Here is a 19,381-nt window from a genome sequence, read left to right as displayed (position 1 = left end):
CGTTAAACTCTCGACATCGTGAATGCTACCATGCTGGTACCTCGGATGAGCAGCGCGGATCGAGCGGAAAAGCATGGGCGGTAGCGCTCGCAGAGCGTGAAACGGAGCTTTGGAGAGACGATGAGCGCGAGGGATGGAAGGAAACCCGACGACAGGCGTGGGCACGGCGCGATGGCCCTCGAGAGCGCATGGGCGGAGGCTGAACAGTTCAATCAAAAAGTCAATCAACTGTACGGCGAGGGTAAGTTCGACGCAGCCATTCCGTTCGCCGAGCGCGCGCTCGCCATCGCGGAGGACGCGTTCGGGTCGCACCACCCGATGGTAGCGACCGGGCTCAACAACCTCGCGTCATTACACGAGGCGAAAGGGGACTATGTCAAGGCAGAACCGATCCTTCAGCGCGCGCTGACCATCTTCGAGGAAACGCTGGGGCCAGAGGACCACAATGTGGCCACCGCGCTCAACAACCTCGCGAGGGTGTACCATTCGAAGGGGGACTCTTCCAAGAGCGAATCGCTCCACCGGCGCGCGCTCGCCATCCAAGAGAGGGCTCTGGGGCCAGACCACGTCGACGTGGGCGAATCTCTCAACAACCTCGCGACGATCTGTTTGGCGAAGAAGGACCACGCGACGGCGGAGCGATACATTCAGCGCGCGCTCACCATCTGGGAGAAGGCGCTGGGGCCGGCGCATCCATACGTAGCCCTCGCGCTTCGCCACCTCGCCTTGGTGTACAAAGCGAGGGGGGACTACACCGAGGCAGAGCCGCTCTATCAGCGCGTGCTTTCCATCGAGGAGCGAGTACTGGGACCCCATCACCCCCGCCTGGCGGGCTCGCTCCTCGGTTTCGCGACGCTTCGAAGCCAAAGAGGAGACCACGTAGCGGCAGAGCCGCTTCAGCAGCGGGCATTGGCGATCAGAGAAAAGGCGCTCGGGCCGGACCACCCTGACGTGGCGGACGCGCTCCAGCAGCTCGCCAGGGTGTATCAGGCGCTCGGTCAACACGCGAAGGCCGTGGACAGGCTCGGCCGCGCGGTCGCCATCCAAAATCGCAATGCTGCGATTTTGCTGAACACGGGCTCGGACGAGCAGAAGCAGGCGTACATGTCCACGCTGCGCGGCTCCACCGATCAGGCGATCTCTTCGCATGTGCAGGCCGCGCCTCATGCCGAGGAGGCAAAACGCCTTGCGCTCGGCGTGATTCTGAACCGCAAGGGACGGGTGCTCGACGCCATGACGGACAGCTTCGCGGCGCTGCGCCATAGCCTTGCCCCGTCGGATCGGGGGCGACTCGAAGAGCTGAGGTCCATCAGCGCCGAGTACAGCGCGCTCGTGTACCGAAAGCCGGCGCGGATGACCCGTGGTGAGTATCGCGCGAGGTTTTTGCGCCTCGCGGCGGAGCGCCATGAGCTCGAGGCCGACATCAGCCGTCGTAGCGCCGAGCTCCGCGGCGATTTGCGGCCCCTCACGATCGACGAGGTGCGCGCTGCCATCCCGGAAGGAGCCACGCTCGTCGAGTTTTTTGTGTATGCCCCATTCGACACGGATACGTGGAGCTATCGCGTTGGCGAGCCACGTTATGTGGCGTATGTATTGCATCGGAATGGTGAGATCGCCTGGGCCGATCTCGGCCCCGCCGCGCCCATCCATGCGGCGGTCACTCGCTTGCGGCAGGCGCTCTCGCGGAGGGCCGCCGGACCGGGCCCCGTCGGCGCCCGTGGTACGGCGCGCGAATTCCTCTCGCATGCCGAGCCGTTCGTCGACCCGCGGCCCGCTGCCCGTGACCTGGACGCGCTGGTGATGCAACCGATCCGCCGTCTCCTCGGTTCGGGCCGCCGGATCCTGCTAAGTCCAGATGGTTTTCTCAACCTCGTACCGTTTGGCGTCCTCGTGGACGAGGATGGGCATTACCTCGTCGAGCGTTACGCATTGACGTATCTGGCGAGCGGTCGAGATCTCTTGCGCCTTGGGACCAGCGTGCCCTCGCGGCAAGGTCCGGTCGTCGTCGCGGCGCCGGACTATGACACCGCGCGAGGTGCCACGCCCGCGGGCCAAGCCGGTACCCGCAGGCAGCGCTCTGCGGACGCAAGAGGAATGCGGTTCTCCCCGCTTCACTTTGCCGCAAACGAAGGCCGCACCATTTCGACGAAGCTACCCGGCTCCAGGTATCTGACGGGCGCTCTAGCGACCACGGATGCCGTGAAAGCTCTCGCCGGGCCGCGCGTGCTGCACATCGCAACACACGGTTTTTTTCTCCCGGACTTGCCTGCGCTTCACATGTCCCCTTCCAGTGACCTCGACCCTCTACCCAAGCTGGCTATCATGGAGAACGCTCTTTTGCGCTCGGGTATCGCGCTCGCCGGCGCAAATCGCGGTCATGATGAAGAGGGCGATGGCCTCCTGACTGCGCTGGAGGTTTCGCAGCTCGACCTGGTTGGAACGAAGCTCGTGGTGCTTTCCGCGTGCATGACCGGGGTAGGCAAGGTTCGTATCGGAGACGGCGTCTACGGCCTGCGGCGCGCCATGGTCATGGCAGGCGCGGAGACCCAGGTGATGAGTTTGTGGAGCGTCGACGATGCAGCGACGCGCGAGCTGATGGAGGCCTACTATGACAGGCTTCTTGCCGGGTGCGGCCGGAGTGAAGCGATGCGCCTCGGGCAGCTCGAGATGCTCGACCGGCCCGACCGCGCCCATCCCTACTACTGGGCAAGCTTCATCGTCTCCGGCAGCGATGCCCCCCTCGCCGAGTGATGGCTCAGTGACATGATACCAATGAGGTTGCTTGACGCACTCCCCGTGCGATGTTCTACTCGCTGCGCAGGATATGGCAGCTCAAACGGGCGTCGCTGAAGGGCGCCGGCCATCGGGGCTTCTTTCCTCCGGGTGAAGGGGTTCTGAGAAGATGTCGCTCACGAGCACATTGCGGCTCTCGCTCTCGTATCTCGCATATCCGGCGATGACGGGCGGAGCGGTCGCGTTTGGCCTCTGGGCCATCGCGCGACATTGGCCAGCCTGGGCTGTCGGCGTTGTGGTCGTCGTGGTGGCCGCGGTGCTCGTGACCTTGCTCGAGTGGATCATCCCGTATTCGCGGGTTTGGGCGAAGCCGCACGGTGACCGGCTCACCGATTTCTGGCACCTCGTCTTCTCCAATCGCGCCTTCGACGTTGGCACACTTGTCGCCATCGGCGTGTTTGCCCCGCTCGGAGAGGCGCTTTCATCTCGGCTCGGCACACGTCTCTGGCCGCACGGTTGGCCCCTCCCGCTGCAAGCGCTGCTCGCCGTGGTGGTGTTCGAGCTGCCCTGGTATTGGATCCACCGACTCGAGCATATCTGGGCCCCCTTGTGGCGCGTGCACTCGGTGCACCACAGCTCGCGTCGGATCTATTGGTGGAACTTCGCCCGCACCCACCCGCTTGACAACCTGATTAGCGCGGTCGCCGCCTTCACGCCGCTTTCGTTGCTCGGCGTCGGTGATGAGCCGCTCGCGCTGATGGCGGCCTTCTCCGGCGCGCACGGCATGCTGCAGCACTCGAACATCGATCTTCGCACCGGCTTTCTCGATCTGTTTTTCAGCACCGCGCGCGTTCATCGCTGGCACCATTCGCCCCGCCGCCACGAGGCCGATGCCAATTACAGTCCGAGGGTGATGCTCTGGGATCACGTCTTCGGGAGCTATCGCTTCCGCCCCGACGTCGCTCCCCCCGAGGACGTGGGACTCGGCGAGGATGCGGCGGAATTTCCCGAGAGCTACGTCGGCCAGCTCCTCGTCCCGTTTCGCTCGGACTATTGGCGCAAGCGCCTCCCCTGATTGAGGCTCGCAGCTCGGGCCGGAGGGATAGCCAGGGCGCTGTCCCCAATGTTCACGTATCGGACGTATTTCGCCTCTGCGCGACCCCGGAGCGCCGTATCTGGAGGGGCGTTCGATCGGGGAGATTGCCGACTTGCTCGGCCTCGAGCTGAAGACCGTCTACAGCCGCGTGCATCTCGCCCGCGAGCATCTGAAGACGTTCGAGTTTGCGTGAGTTGGTGGCGGGCCGCCCGGTGACGGACGGCCCGCCTGGCGCTTCACCGGCGCGTCAGTCGGTGCAGTGTGGCGATGACATGGTCGAGGGAATCGCGCAGCCCATCATCCACTGCGTCTACGTATCCGAGAGCTTCCGCTACATCCAGGCACGCGCGCACCTCTGCTGCGGACCCCATGGCGGTGTGCCACCGTGCCCGTTCGTTCCGGCCCTGCGAATACGCTCCTTCGTTCAGGTTCAGCGGCACGCTCGTAGCGGCGCGCCGTAGCTGATCTGCCAGGTTCGCATCCTTCCCGCCGATCTTCTCGATGATCGGCCGCAGCCCCCGCAGCAATTCGATCGTGACGCCGTAGATTTTGAGAGCCATTGCATCCTCCTGCCCCGACCGGGGCCCTGCCCCCGGGCCCGCGCGCGGAGGGTGGTGCAAGGCTGCGAGGCGCAGCCTCGCACCGCGCGCAGCCGCGCGGAGCGCGAAGCGCGAGCACGGCGAGCGCGGCTTGGCCTTGCGCCACCCGAGCACGCGGGCATGCTCGAGCCCCCGGACGAGGCCTTTGCATGCGCGTCCTATCCGGAGCGGAAGCGGGAGCGGAAGCGGGAGCGGGAGCGGAAGCGGAAGCGGGAGCGGAAGCGGAAGCGGAAGCGGAAGCGAAAGCGGAAGCGGAAGCGGGAGCGGAAGCGGGAGCGGAAGCGGGAGCGGAAGCGGAAGCGAGTGTAGCTTCGTCCTCGTCATCCCCCGTCGGAACGGCCGTAGGTCGGTCTTGCTGAGCGAGCATGACGCCATCTCCTTCCGAAGGAAGGCCCATCGCCCGAGGACGAGGCGTGCGTCCACCATTCCGCTTTCACGCGGACCTGGCCATTGTCATGACGCAGTCAGGCGCGCGACAACGCCCCGTCTTCGAGCGACGAGCAACGGGAAAACCCTCCCCCTCCCGGGCCGATCACGGTGCCTCCTGACCAGGTGCGCGAGCAGGCCGGCGTTGAAACCGGCCCGGGAAGGGTGAGGCTGGGGGCTTCTATGCCCAGACGCCCCCAGCAAACGCGCCTGCACAAAAGCGCATGCGGGCTCGCTGCGGGCGTCAGGTTGCACCGCCCCTCAGATGGATATGGGCCGCACGCCGATCGTGGGTGACAGCGAAGCGCAACAATTTCTTGGCGAGACCCCGGCGACCGACTCGACGATCCGCCCTCTTCGAGCTCGGCGCGTTTGCGTGGGTGGCGACGTGGGCTGCATTTTCGTGGCCGTCCCAATGCACCGGGCTAGGATGGCGCCCACATCGTGAACAGACGCGATCTTCTCGTCTCTGTGGGCGCAGGTGCCGGCTGGCTCATCGCGGGCGCCGCCCTCGGCGGTTGTCGAGCCCGTCCGCGCGAGCCCGCGAGCAAGGCGGCCGTCGACCCGCCGCCCGTGCTCGAATCGTGGCTGGAGCGCTGGCTTACGGCGTTCAACGATCCGGACCTGGGCGTGTACAAGCGGTTCGTCGAGACGCTCGCGCCGACGGTGCGCCCGTACGTCGACGACGACCTGGCGGTCCGCGAAATCACCGGCGGCTTCGAGCTGCTGTCGTCGCAGGTGACGGGTCCGCAAGAGATCACCGCCTGGGTGAAGGATCGCGCGTGGGACCGGCGCTCGAAGGTGGTGCTCACCGCCTCGGGCCGGGACAAGCTCGACGACATCGCCTTCACCGGCGCTCCTGCTGAGGGGACGATCCAGCGGCTCGATCAGGCGTCGGTCCTCGCCGCGGTGAAGACGAAGTTCGGCGAGGAAGCTCGGGCGGGTCGCTTCAACGGGGCGGTGTTGATCGCGCGGGGTGAACAGGTGCTGTTCAGCGCGGGCCACGGCTCGGCGAACGACGAACGGGCGCTCCCCGTGTCGACGTCGACCCGGTTCTGCATCGGCTCGATGGGCAAGCTGTTCACGGCGGTGGCGATCATGCAGCTGGTGGAGCAGGGGCGCCTCGGCCTGAGCGACCCGCTGGCCCGGCATCTGCCCGACTACGCCAACCGGACCTTGGCCGAGCGAGTGACGGTCGAGCAGCTGCTGACCCACACCGGCGGCACCGGCGACATCTTCGGCCCGCAGTACGACGCCAACGCCGCCGCGCTCAAGACCACCGCCGACCTGGTGCGCTTCTACGGCACGCGTGAGCCGTTGTTCGAGCCGGGGTCGCGGTGGGGCTACAGCAACTACGGGTTCGTCCTGCTGGGTGCGATCCTCGAGCGCGTGACGGGCAAGCCTTACGAGGCGGTGTTTCACGAGCGGATCTTCGGGCCCGCGGGGATGCCGGCGACGTCGCAAGCCTTCGCCTCCTCGCGCGCGACCGCGGTGCCGTACACCGGCGCGGGCGCGACCGGGCGCAAAGCCCTGGCGCCCTACGAAGGGCTCCCCGCCGGCGGCGGCTATTCGACCGTCGAGGACCTGCAGGCCTTCGTCGTCGCCTTGCGCAGCGGGGCCCTGGTCAGCGCAGCGACGCTCGCGGCCATGACGGCCCCCAGAGTGGTGGCGGGCACGTCGCATTGGGGCCTCGGCCTGGCGGTGCGGACCCGCAACGGCGAGACCTACTACGGGCACGGCGGCAGCGCCCCCGGGGTCAACGGCGATCTGGCGATCTATCGTGATTACGCGACCGTGGTGCTGTGCAACCGCGGGCACCCGGCCGCCCTCACCGCGGCCGAGTTCATCGGTGCGCGCCTGCCCGTAGGGTAACGCCGCCGTCGCGCGTTGCGCGGCGTGGCAGGCGGCGTGGGCGGTGCCGGCCGCGTCGACCGACGGCCCTCGGGCAGGCGGCGCCGGCGGTCAGTAGTTCCACGCGACGCAGTCGGTCGTCGTGCGAACGACGAACTCGGCCAGCGTGCGCATGTTCTGCACGAACTTGCTCGTGTCGTAATAGTCGCCCGGGGTGGCGCCGCTCCGCGGGCCGCTCGGGCTGTACGTCGTGATCCACCGCTCGTTGTTGATCGCCGTGTCGACGGCCTGCGCCGTGTCGGCGCGGAGCTGCTGGCACGAGCGCTTCATCACGGTCGTGTCGGTCGCCAGCCGGTCGTACTCGGCGTGGATCGCGGCGAGCTGCGACGGGCCCACCCACCCGTAGTTCTGGTAGGTCGGCGGCGCAGGAGAGAACTGGACCGGGTAACCGCCGGGCTTCACGGTGTAGAAGCCGATGTTCGACGGCGACGTGTCATCGAGCTCGATGTAGCGGTGGATCAGCGTGTCGTTCGCGTGGTCGACGGTCTCGAGGTAGGCGAGCGCGGTCCCGACCGCGGCACGGTTGGCCGGCACGCTCGGGTCGAGCTGGTAGAGGCGGAGGAGCGCCCACATGACGTCCTGGCTCTCCTGGCCCGCGATCGCCGGAACTTCCCAGCTGCGCGCCCAGCGCGGCTGCATCTGGATGTCGTACTGCTGCGCCCAGGCGGGCTGCGGCTGCGGCATCTGCGCGCGACGAAGGAAGTCGCCGTACGCGGTGAGCATGGCCTGGTAGGTCGCGGCCTGCGCGGGATAGATCTCCCTCGCCCAGTACAGCATCTCCACGAAGGCCGTCGCGAGGTTGTCGTTCAGGGTCGGGTCGTCCCAGTACTCGTTGGTGTAGGCGTTCGCGTAGCAGTTGGCGAGGCCGCACGAGGTCCCGATCGAGGGCGGATAGCTCGCCTGGAGCGCCGGCCGCGCGGCGACGGGGCCGGAGAACCCCTGTGGAAAGCCGCCGTTCGTCGGGAACTGCGAGGTCTCGACCCGCGCGCGGGCGTACGAGGAGGAGCCGGAGATCGCCGCGTCCGCGAACCCGAGGAGATGATCGGTGCGCATGATCGCGATGAGCGCGTTCTGCGTGACCTGGTCGTCGTAGCTCGTCGTCGTGCAGCCGCCGCAGCTACAGCTCGCCGTGGTGTTGAGGTAGCACCCCTTCAGCGTCGGCGTCGGCTTGAAGTCCGCGTAGAGCCGCCAGCCCCCCGACTTGATCTGGCCGTGACGCAGCGCCATCGCCGCGTCCAGCGCGTAGGTCTCGAGCGCTGGTGTCGCCGGGTCGGCGAGCGCGGCCTCGACGAACGCGATCGTCACGTCCGCCGTGCCGGGCGATTGGATCATGATCTGATCCTCGTCGAGCTGGATATCGCCCCAGCGCTCGCTCAGGTTGGTGGCGTTGTGGTGCCACGCATACCCGCCGTGACGCGCGACGAAATCGTGAAAGAACTTTGCCGCGTTCCGCATGCGTCCGAGCGCCTTCTGGCGGAGCGGAGTCGAAGCCGCCTGCTCCGCCTCGCCGAGCTCGATGCTCGATTGCGAGTCGTCGCTCTCCAGGTCGGTGTTTGTCGCGACGCAGGCGAACGTCGAGAGGGCGGGCGAGAGAACAAGCGCGAGAAGTTTCTTCATGAATACGACGCGTTAGCACACCACATGTCGGGCTGATAGCTCGAGCAGGCGTAGGAGCCCCTCCCGCGAGCTTCGCGAACGCATCCCCGCGCCGTCAGGGGGCGGCCGGCGTCACGCACACCGAGACGGTCATGCCGCAGGTGTTGCAGGGCTGGTTGTGGCAGGGATTGATGCTCACCTCCTGGCACGTGCCGCCGGAGATGGGGCAATCGAAGTCGCCGGTGCAATCCGTCACGGCGAAGCAGCCCGCCTCCGGGAGGGCCGGCATTCCGCAGCCCGGGACGAGCCAGCGGCAGCCTGCGTCCGCGCCGCACTCCGTCTCGTTCTTGTAGGAAACACAATAGTCGGGGGGCGGGGGATTGCAGGTCGATATGCCCTCGGTGGTCCAGACCGCGCCATCACACGAGGCCGTCTGCTCCTGCGGGCCGCAGCCGTAATCGACGGTGTAGCTGCACGTGGTCACGTAGCTGCAAAGCGCTCCCGACGCCGGCGCTTCGGACGGGCATGGGTCGACGGGGGGCGGATTGCACCCGCTCGTCATGTGCCATGTCCCCTCTTCGCAATAATACACCTCCACGCACGCGTCGTTGTACTCGCACGAGAGCGGCCCGGTGCACGGCGTGTTCGTGTCCGGCGGCGTCGCGGGGCACTCGGGCGTCTCGACGGGAGGCGGGTTCTCGGTCTCGGTGGGAGGCGGGTTCGACGTGACGGTGGTGATACACCCGGGCAACAACACGACGGCGGTCGCGGCCTGGGCGACGGTGACGACAAAAGGCTTTCGGCGGGGCTTCTGCTTGCGGGGAAAAGACATGGTCTTCATCTCCGGAGATGGCTCAGCATGGCGCAACCAGGCGCCAGGACCGGTCAGGATTCCTTGGTCTTGCAACAATCGTGCAGAGCGTACCAGCATGGGGACACCCTCCACGTTCGCCGGCAAGCCGCGAGCGACGTGGCCCTCGGGAGAGGACAATAGGTTGCTCATTTACGATACGCGGACAGGTGCATTGCTCGCCGAAATGGACTACAGCCCGCGTTTCGATCAGGCGGACATCACGCTTCCTCCTCACCCAGGCTTCGCCTGGCGCACCGCGGAGCCACCCGCAGCCACGCTTTGCGTGGCGAGGATGGCGAGCACGGCTTGGTCTTGCAGAGACCGAGCACGACGGTAAGCTAGCCTCCTTCCGAGCGGAATCCCCTACGTCCCCGCCCCCTTGCACGTGCGCTTGACTTTGGCCTGCCCGTGCGCATGCGCCCCCGCACCCGCACCCGCTTCCGCACCCGCTCCCGCACCCGCTCCCGCACCCGCTCCCGCTCCCGCTCCCGCTCCCGCTCCCGCTCCCGCTCCCGCTCCCGCTCCCGTGCGTGGGACAGATCGTCCACGACGCTGGCACGTCGGGCACGTTCGAGACTCACCTACCTCTTGCGGTCCCTTGGGGTTTCGTCCAAACATCGCTTGGCGGACGGACGCCAAAAAAGTTCGCCAGGTCCGAGCGACCGGGATACTTCCAGGTACAACATGAACCACACGCGCTACATCACCGCTCTCTGCGCTGCCGTACTGCCCTTCGCTCTGGTCCTCGTGGCCAATGGCTGCGGCAACAAGGAAGAAGAAACCCCGCCCGTGCCGTCGGCCGCCCCGGCGCCGACGCCGACGCCGGCCCCCACGCCGACGCCGCTCGTGGTCGAGGAGGACGCAGGCTCGGACGCCTCGGACGCCGGCGAGGACGCGGACGCAGGCAAGAAGGTCGTCGGTACGGGCGATTCGACGGGCATCCGCGCCTGCTGCGCCGCGCTCCGGCAGAACGCGAACTCGGCGCCGCTCGATCAGAAGGGCACGTACCTGGCCGCCGCCGGCATGTGCGAGGGCCTCGTCAACTCGCCCGAGGGACGTCAGGCGCTCAGCGCAGTCCGCAACATGCTGAAGGGCGCCGGCGCGCCCGCGCAATGTAAGTGAGACGCCCTCGCGTCCCGAGCGCCATGGCCCGCCGTTCGGCGGAGGTGAGCCTGCGCGCGTTTCGCGTGGCCCTCGCCGCGGCGCTCGGGTTCGTGATCGCCTCGTTCCCTTCCCGCACGGCGAGCGCGCTCGAGCCTCCACCGAGCCCGGGCCGCACGAAAATCACCTCCGGCATCGCCTTGATGGTGAGCGGCGCGGTCGTCACCGGCCTCGGCGCTGGGCTCTACGTCGCGAACGAAAACGCCGATCGCGCCGCGTGTGTCCCCTGCGCGAAGTCGTCCTGGATCTTTCCGACCGTGCTCATGGGCATCGGCGGCGCCATGTTCGTCGCGGGCATCCCCGTGTTCGTCCTCGGACAGGTCGAACGTTCCCGCGCTCCCGCCGCCGTCGTCTCCGTCGGACCGTTTGGCGCGTCGGCCCGTTTTACTTTCTAGAACCCCGTATCAACCCCCGTGGGTCCATACGAGCGTCCCTCCTTCGAGGTTGACGGCGCCGTGCCATTCGGGGGGGACGACGGGGTCGGTCCAGTCGAAGAGCCATTTCGCGTCGGCGGGGGCGAGGTTCACGCAGCCGTGGCTGCGCGGCTTGCCGAACTCGTCGTGCCAGTACGCGCCGTGCAGCGCGTAGCCCTCGTGAAAGTACTGGATGTAGGGCACGTCGCGTAGATCGAACGAGTCCGAGCCCTCCTCACCGTCCATCGTCCCGGAGACGTGCTTCGCGTGCACGTAAAACACCCCGCGCACGGTGGCCGTCGTCTTCTCGGGATCACTCATCCCGCCGCGACCCGTCGACACGAGCGTCGCGAACACCGGCCGCGTTCCCTCGTACGCCACGAGGAACTGCTTCTTGATCGACACGTCGATCCACTTCTTGCCCGCGCGCGCGTGCCCCACCGGATCCTCGCGCGGCGTCCCGATCAGCATCGTCTCGGCGGGCAGCCAGAAGCCCTCGGTCGTCTCCCAGAGCCCGCGCTCGCCGCCCTTCGTGTTGCCCGTCAGGATCCAGCCCGAACGCCACGGCGCGATCCCGCTCTCGCGCATCTGACCGTCCGCGCCGAGGACGAGCTTCGTCGCACCGTGGGCGACGACGATGCCCGGCACGCCGGGTTTGTCCACGACCACGCCGTGGTGCGCGCTGATCTTCGCGGGCTTCGTGCGATCGAGCGGGATGAGGTCGAGCTCGGTCGTCAGGCCGAACTTGCGGTCGGTCCATTCGAAGGCCGTGACGAGCCCGAAGGCCGACTCCTCCTTCGCGCGGCCGGCGTGCACGGTGTAGCGGAGCGGCTCGACGGCGCCGTACGGCTTCGGCAGATCGCGGCCCTCGGCGAGGAAGGTGGGCACGGTGTCGAGCGGGACCTGCGGCGTGATCGCGAGGCGGACGTGCTCGCGCACGGTGGGTCCCTCGACGCGCCGTTGATCCTTGTCGGTGGGCAGACGGAAGTAGAGATGCGGCGCGGGGGAGCGCGACATCACGTAGGCGTAGGGCAACGTGGCGGCGCGGTCGGGTCCGCGCAGGGCGGCCTGGATGACCTGGTGGTCGAGCGCGAGCGTCGCGCCTTTGCCGACGCACACGTAGCCGCGCGGCACGATCCGGTACCAGCCGCCCTCGCAGCGCCTGGTGCCGGCGGATTTTTCGGCGCGATCGACGACGGCGCCGGCGCGCAGGTAGCCGAGCTTGGTCGAGCGATCGTCGGGCGCGACGTAGATCCAGGTCCGCATCGCGATGCTGCCGATCTTCGCGCCGTGGCCCGGCTCGGTCTCCTCCTCGGCGCGTTTGTCCACGGCGAGGGTGCCTTCGGGCTTCTCGGGGCGCTTGAGCGTCGCGCCGGGGGGGGCCCGATCGAGGACGCGCCCCGGCGGATCCTCGACGTTGCCGCAGCCCGGAAGAGCGAGCAGCAGGGCGAGGAGCGCAGGCCTTCGGGAGGGACGCGCGCAGAGGGACATCGGGGAGGTTCGCCGCTGCTTAGGACGAACGCGCGGCTTGGGCAACGTCTTGGCGAGGGGACTGCCAGGAAGGGTGATTCAGGTTACGGAAAGGCGAACGGGCGGGCGGGGCAGAGCGAACACGTGGCTCACGGCTCGCACACGTCGTTCATGCAGTTGCCGGAGAAGCACTGCTCGTTTTCATTGCACGTAAAGCCCGTATCCCCGAGGCACACGCCCGCGCCGTCGCAGACCTCGAGATCCTCCGCCACGCACGTCCCGTCGGTCGTGCCCGCCGAGACCGGCATGCATTGACCTTCCATGCCGCCGAGCCCGCAGGAGAAGCAATCGTCGGCGCAGGCCGTCGTGCAGCAGAAGCCGTCCGCGCAATGGCCGCTCGCGCAGTCCATGCCGTCCATGCAGGCCTCGCCGATGTCGCCGATGCACATGCCCGCGCCGTCGCACGTGCCCGGCATCGTGCACTCCATGTCCGGATCGGTGCCCTTCGTGATCGGCTCGCAGACGCCGTCGACGCCGCTGCCCTTCTTCGCCGCCGAGCACGCCTCGCAGGTGCCCGCGCAGGCGTCGTCGCAGCAGACGCCATCCACGCAATTCCCGCTCAGGCATTCCGCGTCCGCGCCGCAGAGCTTGCCCTGCGCGGTCTTGCACGCGCCCGCGCCGTCGCAGACCTCGTCGGCCCCGGTGCAGGTGTCGTCGGTTTGCCCACTCGCGACGAACGAGCAGACGCCCGGCGTGGCCGCGAGGTCGCACGCCATGCACGTGCCCGTGCAATCCGTGTCGCAGCAGACGCCGTCCACGCAATGACCGCTCAGGCATTCCGCGTCCGCGCCGCAGAGTTTGCCCTGTGCGGCCTTGCACGCGCCTGCGCCGTCGCAGACCTCGTCGGCCCCGGCGCAGGTGTCGTCCTTTTGCCCGCTCGCGACGAGCGAGCAGACGCCCGGCGTGGCCGCGAGGTCGCACGCCATGCACGTGTCCGTGCAATCCGTGTCGCAGCAGACCCCGTCGGCGCAATGCCCGCTCAAGCAATCGCCCGCGACCACGCAAGCGCCGCCGTCCTTCGCCTTGCAGGCCCCGGTCGCGTCGCAGGACCGCGTCCCCGCGCAGACGTTCGTGGGGTTCGTGTCCTCCGCGGAGACGAGCGGCACGCACGTGCCCATGCTGCCCATCAGGTCGCAGGCGAAACACGCGGTATCGCAGGCGCTATTGCAACAGACGCCGTCCGCGCAGAAGCCGCTGACGCAATCGACCGCGCCCGCGCACGGCTGGCCGCTGTCCTTCTTGCACGTGCCCGCGCCGTCGCAGGCGTTCGTGCCCGTGCAGGTGGGCGCGTCCTCGGTCGCGACGGGCACGTTCGTGCACGTGCCGACGCTGCCCGCGACGTTGCACGCCATGCACGTGCTGCTGCAGGCCGCGTTGCAGCAGACGCCGTCCACGCAATGGCCGCTCAGGCACTCGGCGGCCCCGCCGCACGTCTGCGCGGGGGCCTTCTTGCACGCGCCCGCGCCGTTGCACACCGTGCCGCCATTCTCGTTGCACGCGGCGTTGACGGGCCGGTTCGGGTTCGACGGCACGCCGGTCGGGCTGCACACGTCGTCGGTGCATTCGTTGCCGTCGACGGGTTTGTCGGTCGTGTCGGTCGACGTGACGATGTTGCCCTGACCGTCACACTCGATGACCTTGCAATCGAGGGCCGTCTGCCCGTTCGGCAGCTCCGTGCCTTCGGGCGTGAAGCTCACGCCGCACTGGTTGTCGATGCACGTGCGGACCTTGCAGAAATCGTCGGTGCCTTCGCATTGCGCGGCCTCGTTGCAGCCGACGCATTTGCCGCCGCCGTCGCAGTAAAGTCCGGCGCCGCACGCCGTGTTGATCGCTTCGTTCGGGAACGTCGGCGTCCCGTTCGTGCAGACGTTCTTCGTGCAGGCGTTGTTGTCGTTCGGCAGGTCGGTGTCGTCGACGATCTCCTTCGTCGCGCCCGCGCCGTCGCAGACGACCCGCATGCAATCGCCGGCCGTCTGGCCGTCGATCGTGGTCCCGTCCGGCGCGAACGACTGCACGCAGACGTGGTTCTCGCACGTGCGCTGCTGGCAAACGTCGTCCGGCGGGAGGAGCACGCAATCGGCGGGCTCGTTGCACGCGACGCAATTCGAGGTGCCGTCGCAGACCTCGGGTTTGCCCGGCTCGCAGGGCTCGCCCGCGATCACCGGCGGGTTCGTCGGCGCGCCCATCGTGCACACGTCGAACGTGCACGTGTTCATGTCGACGGGCACGTCCGTGTCGTCGGTGACGGCCGTGTCCTCGCCCGCGACGCAGATGTGCTGCAAGCAATCGCCGGGCACGGGCACATACCCCGGCGTCGGCAATCCGTCGAGATCCGTGAACATGCAGATGCCCGCGCCCGCATTGCAGGCATCCTCGGTGCAGGGATTGCCGTCGTCGCACGGGTTCTGCGCGCCGCACTCGACCGCGCACGCGCCGCCCTGACACGTGCCCTGCGCCGTCCCGAAGAGGCAGCTCGTCCCGTTTTGCGCCGGCGTGTGGACCGGCGTGCCCATCGCGCACGCGTCGTCCGTACAGCTCTCGCCGTCGTCGTCGATGTCGGCGTCGTCGTTCGTCGTGGTGAGGACGCCGGCCACGCAATCGCTCCGCTGGCAATCGCCGGCGGTTTGTCCCGGCAAGGGCCCGTCGTCGAGTGGCACGAGGACACACGTCCCGTCGTTCCCGCAGACGTCGACGGTGCAAGGATTCTGGTCGTCGCAGTTCGCGTTGACGACGCAGGCCTTGGTGTCTTCGGGCGCTAGGGACCCGTTGGTATCGAGCCCACAGGCGGCGATCTGGACGACGAGGGCGGCGGAGAGGAGCGAACCGAGGAGAGAGGCGAGGACGCGGGGGCGGTTTGGCATCGTCAATCGTTCGTTCTGGAATCCGGGACGCGAATCATGACATGTGGCGGCCGGCGTCCCCCGCGCCGGCCGCCTTGGCCCGACGAACCCTTCAGGGCCTGCACTCCCCGCTCGAGTGGCAGTTGCCGCTGGCGCACTCGCCGTCGCCATTGCACGGCTGCATATTGTCGAGCTTGCACGCGCCATTGCCGGCGGTCGTGCCGTCGCAGCTCTTGGTTCCGACGCACGCGTTCATCGGGGAGTTGTCCTCCGAGAATTGCGGGACGGCCACGCAGGAGCCCGACGCGTTGCACTGCATGCACGTCGCGCCGCACGCGTTCTCGCAGCAGACCCCGTCGGCGCAGAAGCCGCTCAGGCAATCGGCCGCGCCGTCGACGCAGGACGCCCCGAGCTTGCCCTTGCACTCGCCCATGCCGTCGCACGATTGATTGACGCCGACGCAGGCGTTCATCGGGAAGGTGTCTTCATTGCCCGGCGGGATGTTCGAGCACGTGCCGGCGTTCCCCGACACGTTGCACGCCTGGCACGTCCCCGTGCAAGCGTTGTTGCAGCAGACGCTGTCGACGCAGAACGTGCTCAGGCAATCGGTGCCCATGGAGCACGAGGCGCCGTTGTCCGTCTTGCACCCGCCGCTGCCGTCACAGGACTTCGTGCCGGTGCAGGTCATGCTGGCGTTGTTGTCCTCCTGCCCGGAGGCGATGTTGACGCACATCCCCTCGCTGCCCGCGATGCCGCACGATTTGCATGTCCCGGTGCAGGCATTCTCGCAGCACTTGCCGTCGACACAGAAATTGCTCAAGCAATCGCTGGCCGCGCCGCAGGTCGTACCATTGGACTTCTTGCAGACGCCAGAGCCGTTGCACACGCTGCCGTTGTCGCACGTCATGCTCGCGCTGACGTCGGGCTGGCCCGCGGGGATGTTGACGCAGCTGCCCTCGCTCCCCGTGACGTTGCACGCCTGGCAGGTCGTGTTGCAGGCGGACACGCAGCACCGGCCGTCGACGCAGAAGTTGCTCACGCACTCGTTCGCGCCGCCGCACCCTTGCCCGTCGTCCTTCTTGCAGGCGGAGTTGCCGTTGTTCGACCCGTCGCACGAGCTCGCGCCCGTGCACGACGGCGCGTCCTCCTGCCCCTTCGGCACGGGGCTGCACGTGCCCAGGCTCCCCGCGAGGTTGCACGCGCGGCACGTCCCGTTGCAGTTCGTCGAGCAGCAGACGGCGTCGATGCAGAAGGTGCTCGCGCAATCGCCGCCTGCCGCGCAGCTCTTGCCGTTCGACTTCTTGCATTGGCCCGCGGTGTTGCAGACGTCGCCGCCGCTCTGGTTGCACATCGTGCCGGCAGGCTGGTTAGGGTTCGAAGGCGTGGTCCCGTTGCACGTGTCCTGCGTGCATTCGTTGCCGTCGACCTTGGGATCCGAGGAATCCGCGACGGTGACCGTGTTGCCCGCGCCGTCGCAAACGAGGCGCTTGCAGTCGTCCTCGGTCTGGCCGTTCGGCAGCGGCGTGTTGCTCTCCGTGTAATCGAAACCGCAGACATTGTTGGTGCACGTCCGCTTCTTGCAGAAATCGTCCGTGCCTTGGCAGTCGGCGGCGGTGTTACAACCGACGCAGCTGCCGGTCGAATTGCAGACCTGGTTCATGCCGCAGGCCGTGCCCTGCGCGACGGGCATGGACGTCGGGTTGCTGCCCGAGCAGCTATCGGTCGTGCAGGCGTTGTTGTCGTTGGGCTTGTCGGTGTCGTCCGGGAACTCCGTCGTCCCACCATTGCCGTCGCAGACGATTTTCTTGCAGTTGCCCGCTGTCTGGAGGGCCGGGCTCGCCAGCGTGTCCGTACCCATGTAGCTCTTTACACAGGTATGGTTCATGCAGGCGGCCTTCGTGCACTCGTCCTCGGCGATGATGCCGATGCAATGAACAGCCTCGGTGCACTGGACGCAGTTGCTCGCGCCGTCGCAGACGTCCGTGTCCTCCGGCGTGCACGGCGTCCCCGAGGTCGTGGGCGGGTTCGACGGGACGCCGTTCGTGCAGACGTCGTCCGTGCAGGTGTTCACGTCGACGGGCACGTCGGTGTCGTCGGTGACGTCCGTGTCCTTGCCATTGACGCAGAGCTTTTGCTTGCAATCGCCGGGGTTCTGCGTGGCGCCCGGGGTGGGCTGGCCGTCGAGGTTCGTGAAGATGCAGGTGCTCGTGGCGAAGTTGCAGAAATCGTCCGTGCAGGCGTTGCCGTCGTCGCACGGGTTCTGCGCGTCGCAGGAGATCTGGCAGACCCCGTCCTGGCACGTGCCGCTCTCGTTTCCGCGCTGGCACACGCCGCCGTCGGGCGTATGCGTGTTGCTCGGCGTGCCGCCCTGGCAGGCGTCGTTCGTGCAGGGCTCGTTGTCGTCGGGGATGTCCGCGTCGTCGGTGACGGTGACCTCCTGGCCGGCCGCGCAATCGATGCGCTGGCAATCGCCGACGGTCTGGGCGGGGTTCGGCCCATCGGCGACCGGCGTGTAGACGCAAATCTTCTCGTCGCTGCACGTGTCGACGGTGCAGGAGCTACCGTCGTCGCAATTGGCGGCGGACTCGCAGGGCTTCGTGGTCTGCGTGGGCTTCGAGCCCTCGGTCTCGAGCGCGCAGGAAGCAGCCTGCACGAGGGCGGAGGCCACGAAGGCCGTGGCGAGCAGCGCGGATAAAAGGCGGGGGCGGGGCATGGTTCGGCCTTGAGAGTGGGTTTAGTTGCAGATACCGCTGATGCAGTCGTTGATGCAATCGTTGCCCCCGATGCACTTCTTGCCCGCCGGGCAATCCGGACAGGAGCCACCACAATCGACGTCGGTCTCGTTGCCGTTCTGGACCGAGTCGCTGCAAGAAGGCGCGGCGCACTTGCCCCCGCTGCAAACGCCGTGGAAGCAATCCGTTGGCACGTTACAAGAGTCGTCGGTGCTGCACTTCTGCGGGCAGATGCCGCCGCAATCGACGTCGCCCTCGGTGCCGTTCTTCACGTTGTCGAAGCAGTCCACGCAGACGTTGTTGTCGCACTCCCCCTGGCAGTCGGAGGTGACGAGGCACTTCTGGCCGAGCTCGCACCGTTCGATGCATTCGCCGCCGCAGTCCACGTCCGTCTCGGTGCCGTTCTGCGCGTTGTCGCTGCAGCTGAAGCAGATGTTGACGGTCGTGTCGCACGTGTGCCACGGAGGCCCACCCCTGCAATCGAGCGTCTGCGAGCACCCGAGGCAAACGCCGGTGCTGTCACACTTGCCCATCCCCGTCGGGTTGTTCGGCGTCGCGCAGGACGAGAGCGCCGGGAGCGGGGGGTTCACCGGGGCCATGTCGTTGCACTGGTCGGCGGTGCAAGAATTGCCGTCGTTGAAGGGGTCCGCCGCGTCCGCGATCGTCACGATCTGCCCGCTCTGACAGACCTTGCTCTTGCAGTCGCCGAGCGACTGTTCGCTCGGGGGAAGCGGCATCCCTTCATGGAGCGGCGTCGAGATGCATTGCTTGTCCGTGCACGCCCAGTCGCTGCAGTGATCGTCGACGGGGCAATCCGTGTCGCTCGCGCAGCCGATGCAGACGCCCATGTCGTTGCACGTGCCGTTCGTCCCGCACGTCGCCCCGGGCGCGGGCACGTGGCTCTCCTTGCCGTCCGCGCACGCGTCGGTCGTGCACGGGTTCATGTCGTCGGGATTCGCCTGGGGGTCCGGCGTGAACATGCAGACCTTGCCGACACACGCGTCGGTCGTGCACCGATTCTTGTCGTCGCACTCCGCCGAATCATTACACGGGATCTCGCATTGCCCGGACACACACTGGCCCATGCCCTCGCCGAGCTGGCACATCGTCCCGTTCACCGCGGTATGCTGCGGCACGCCGTCCGAGCAGGTGTCCTGCGTGCAGGGATTCGCGTCGTCCGGGACCTCCGTGTCGTTCGCGACCGTGACGAACTTCCCACCCTGGCATTCCTTGCGCACGCAATCGTCGGGCGTGGTGGCGTCCGTTTGTCCCGCCGTGCACTCGGTCGATGGGTTCGAGCCCTGCTGATCGAGACACCCGGGCGCAGACACGACCATCGCGCAGGCGAGCGCGAGGGCCGATGCCAAACCGAACGAGCGAAGCTTGCTCCTGTGGAGGGAAGTCGCGGACGTGGTCATGGGCAACTCCAAGGTAAGGCGCCGAGCCAGGACGCCGCCGCCAGTGTCGCCGATCTCGAGCGTCATGGGCGCA

The 19,381-nt window shown here is 67.7% G+C and carries 13 protein-coding genes; 6 read left to right on the top strand and 7 right to left on the bottom strand.

Annotated features, from left to right (window positions below):
- Positions 1–171 precede the first annotated feature (171 nt).
- The 3 genes from KEG38_RS22340 (at position 172) to KEG38_RS56025 (ending at position 4,022) form a co-directional block, all read left to right on the top strand.
- Entirely contained in the window at positions 172–2,751 is a 2,580-nt protein-coding gene (locus tag KEG38_RS22340) for a tetratricopeptide repeat protein (protein WP_272421725.1), read from the top strand.
- A gap of 205 nt (positions 2,752–2,956) precedes the next feature.
- The gene (locus tag KEG38_RS22335; protein WP_272421724.1) at positions 2,957–3,808 is read left to right on the top strand and encodes a sterol desaturase family protein; all 852 of its coding nucleotides are present in this window, start codon (positions 2,957–2,959) and stop codon (positions 3,806–3,808) included.
- Between the two features lie 58 nt (positions 3,809–3,866).
- Complete coding sequence (locus KEG38_RS56025) at positions 3,867–4,022, top strand: RNA polymerase sigma factor (RefSeq protein ID WP_372518183.1); 156 nt, start codon at positions 3,867–3,869, stop codon at positions 4,020–4,022.
- A 43-nt stretch (positions 4,023–4,065) separates the two neighbouring features.
- Here KEG38_RS56025 and KEG38_RS22330 read toward each other — a convergent pair whose 3' ends face one another.
- Entirely contained in the window at positions 4,066–4,389 is a 324-nt protein-coding gene (locus KEG38_RS22330) for a four helix bundle protein (RefSeq protein ID WP_272421723.1), read from the bottom strand.
- A 909-nt stretch (positions 4,390–5,298) separates the two neighbouring features.
- Between KEG38_RS22330 and KEG38_RS22325 the strand changes: the two genes are divergently transcribed.
- Positions 5,299–6,726 carry a serine hydrolase domain-containing protein gene (locus tag KEG38_RS22325; RefSeq protein WP_272421721.1) on the top strand — a complete coding sequence of 476 codons (1,428 nt, stop codon included), beginning with the start codon at positions 5,299–5,301 and terminating at the stop codon, positions 6,724–6,726.
- Positions 6,727–6,816: 90 nt separating this feature from the next.
- Here KEG38_RS22325 and KEG38_RS22320 read toward each other — a convergent pair whose 3' ends face one another.
- Positions 6,817–8,382: a pectate lyase gene (locus KEG38_RS22320; RefSeq protein ID WP_272421720.1), complete on the bottom strand. Its 1,566-nt coding sequence runs from the start codon at positions 8,380–8,382 to the stop codon at positions 6,817–6,819.
- A 94-nt stretch (positions 8,383–8,476) separates the two neighbouring features.
- Positions 8,477–9,193: a hypothetical protein gene (locus KEG38_RS22315; protein WP_272421719.1), complete on the bottom strand. Its 717-nt coding sequence runs from the start codon at positions 9,191–9,193 to the stop codon at positions 8,477–8,479.
- Positions 9,194–9,898: 705 nt separating this feature from the next.
- Here KEG38_RS22315 and KEG38_RS22310 point away from each other — a divergent pair.
- On the top strand, positions 9,899–10,336 hold the full coding sequence (locus KEG38_RS22310) for an acyltransferase (protein ID WP_272421718.1): 438 nt from the start codon (positions 9,899–9,901) through the stop codon (positions 10,334–10,336).
- A gap of 23 nt (positions 10,337–10,359) precedes the next feature.
- Entirely contained in the window at positions 10,360–10,770 is a 411-nt protein-coding gene (locus KEG38_RS22305; RefSeq protein WP_272421717.1) for a hypothetical protein, read from the top strand.
- 9 nt (positions 10,771–10,779) lie between these two features.
- Here KEG38_RS22305 and KEG38_RS22300 read toward each other — a convergent pair whose 3' ends face one another.
- The 4 genes from KEG38_RS22300 to KEG38_RS22285 form a co-directional block, all read right to left on the bottom strand.
- Positions 10,780–12,279, bottom strand: coding sequence for a L,D-transpeptidase (locus tag KEG38_RS22300; RefSeq protein WP_272421716.1), 1,500 nt, complete (start codon positions 12,277–12,279; stop codon positions 10,780–10,782).
- Positions 12,280–12,407: 128 nt separating this feature from the next.
- Complete coding sequence (locus tag KEG38_RS22295; RefSeq protein ID WP_272421715.1) at positions 12,408–15,179, bottom strand: hypothetical protein; 2,772 nt, start codon at positions 15,177–15,179, stop codon at positions 12,408–12,410.
- Between the two features lie 91 nt (positions 15,180–15,270).
- Complete coding sequence (locus KEG38_RS22290; protein WP_272421714.1) at positions 15,271–17,871, bottom strand: hypothetical protein; 2,601 nt, start codon at positions 17,869–17,871, stop codon at positions 15,271–15,273.
- 21 nt (positions 17,872–17,892) lie between these two features.
- Complete coding sequence (locus KEG38_RS22285; RefSeq protein WP_272421713.1) at positions 17,893–19,308, bottom strand: hypothetical protein; 1,416 nt, start codon at positions 19,306–19,308, stop codon at positions 17,893–17,895.
- Positions 19,309–19,381: the final 73 nt, after the last annotated feature.

It is taken from the genome of Polyangium jinanense (assembly GCF_028435265.1).
GTDB classification, from domain to species: domain Bacteria; phylum Myxococcota_A; class Polyangia; order Polyangiales; family Polyangiaceae; genus Polyangium; species Polyangium jinanense.
This window is presented reverse-complemented; position numbering and strand designations above follow the sequence as displayed.

Coding starts and splice junctions, on each gene's coding strand:
- KEG38_RS22305 (WP_272421717.1), top strand. CDS start 10,360: ATGGCCCGCCGTTCGGCGGAGGTGAGCCTGCGCGCGTTTCGCGTGGCC.
- KEG38_RS22300 (WP_272421716.1), bottom strand. CDS start 12,279: ATGTCCCTCTGCGCGCGTCCCTCCCGAAGGCCTGCGCTCCTCGCCCTG.
- KEG38_RS22320 (WP_272421720.1), bottom strand. CDS start 8,382: ATGAAGAAACTTCTCGCGCTTGTTCTCTCGCCCGCCCTCTCGACGTTC.
- KEG38_RS22310 (WP_272421718.1), top strand. CDS start 9,899: ATGAACCACACGCGCTACATCACCGCTCTCTGCGCTGCCGTACTGCCC.
- KEG38_RS22285 (WP_272421713.1), bottom strand. CDS start 19,308: ATGACCACGTCCGCGACTTCCCTCCACAGGAGCAAGCTTCGCTCGTTC.
- KEG38_RS22340 (WP_272421725.1), top strand. CDS start 172: ATGGCCCTCGAGAGCGCATGGGCGGAGGCTGAACAGTTCAATCAAAAA.
- KEG38_RS22295 (WP_272421715.1), bottom strand. CDS start 15,179: ATGCCAAACCGCCCCCGCGTCCTCGCCTCTCTCCTCGGTTCGCTCCTC.
- KEG38_RS22335 (WP_272421724.1), top strand. CDS start 2,957: ATGACGGGCGGAGCGGTCGCGTTTGGCCTCTGGGCCATCGCGCGACAT.
- KEG38_RS22290 (WP_272421714.1), bottom strand. CDS start 17,871: ATGCCCCGCCCCCGCCTTTTATCCGCGCTGCTCGCCACGGCCTTCGTG.
- KEG38_RS22315 (WP_272421719.1), bottom strand. CDS start 9,193: ATGTCTTTTCCCCGCAAGCAGAAGCCCCGCCGAAAGCCTTTTGTCGTC.
- KEG38_RS22330 (WP_272421723.1), bottom strand. CDS start 4,389: ATGGCTCTCAAAATCTACGGCGTCACGATCGAATTGCTGCGGGGGCTG.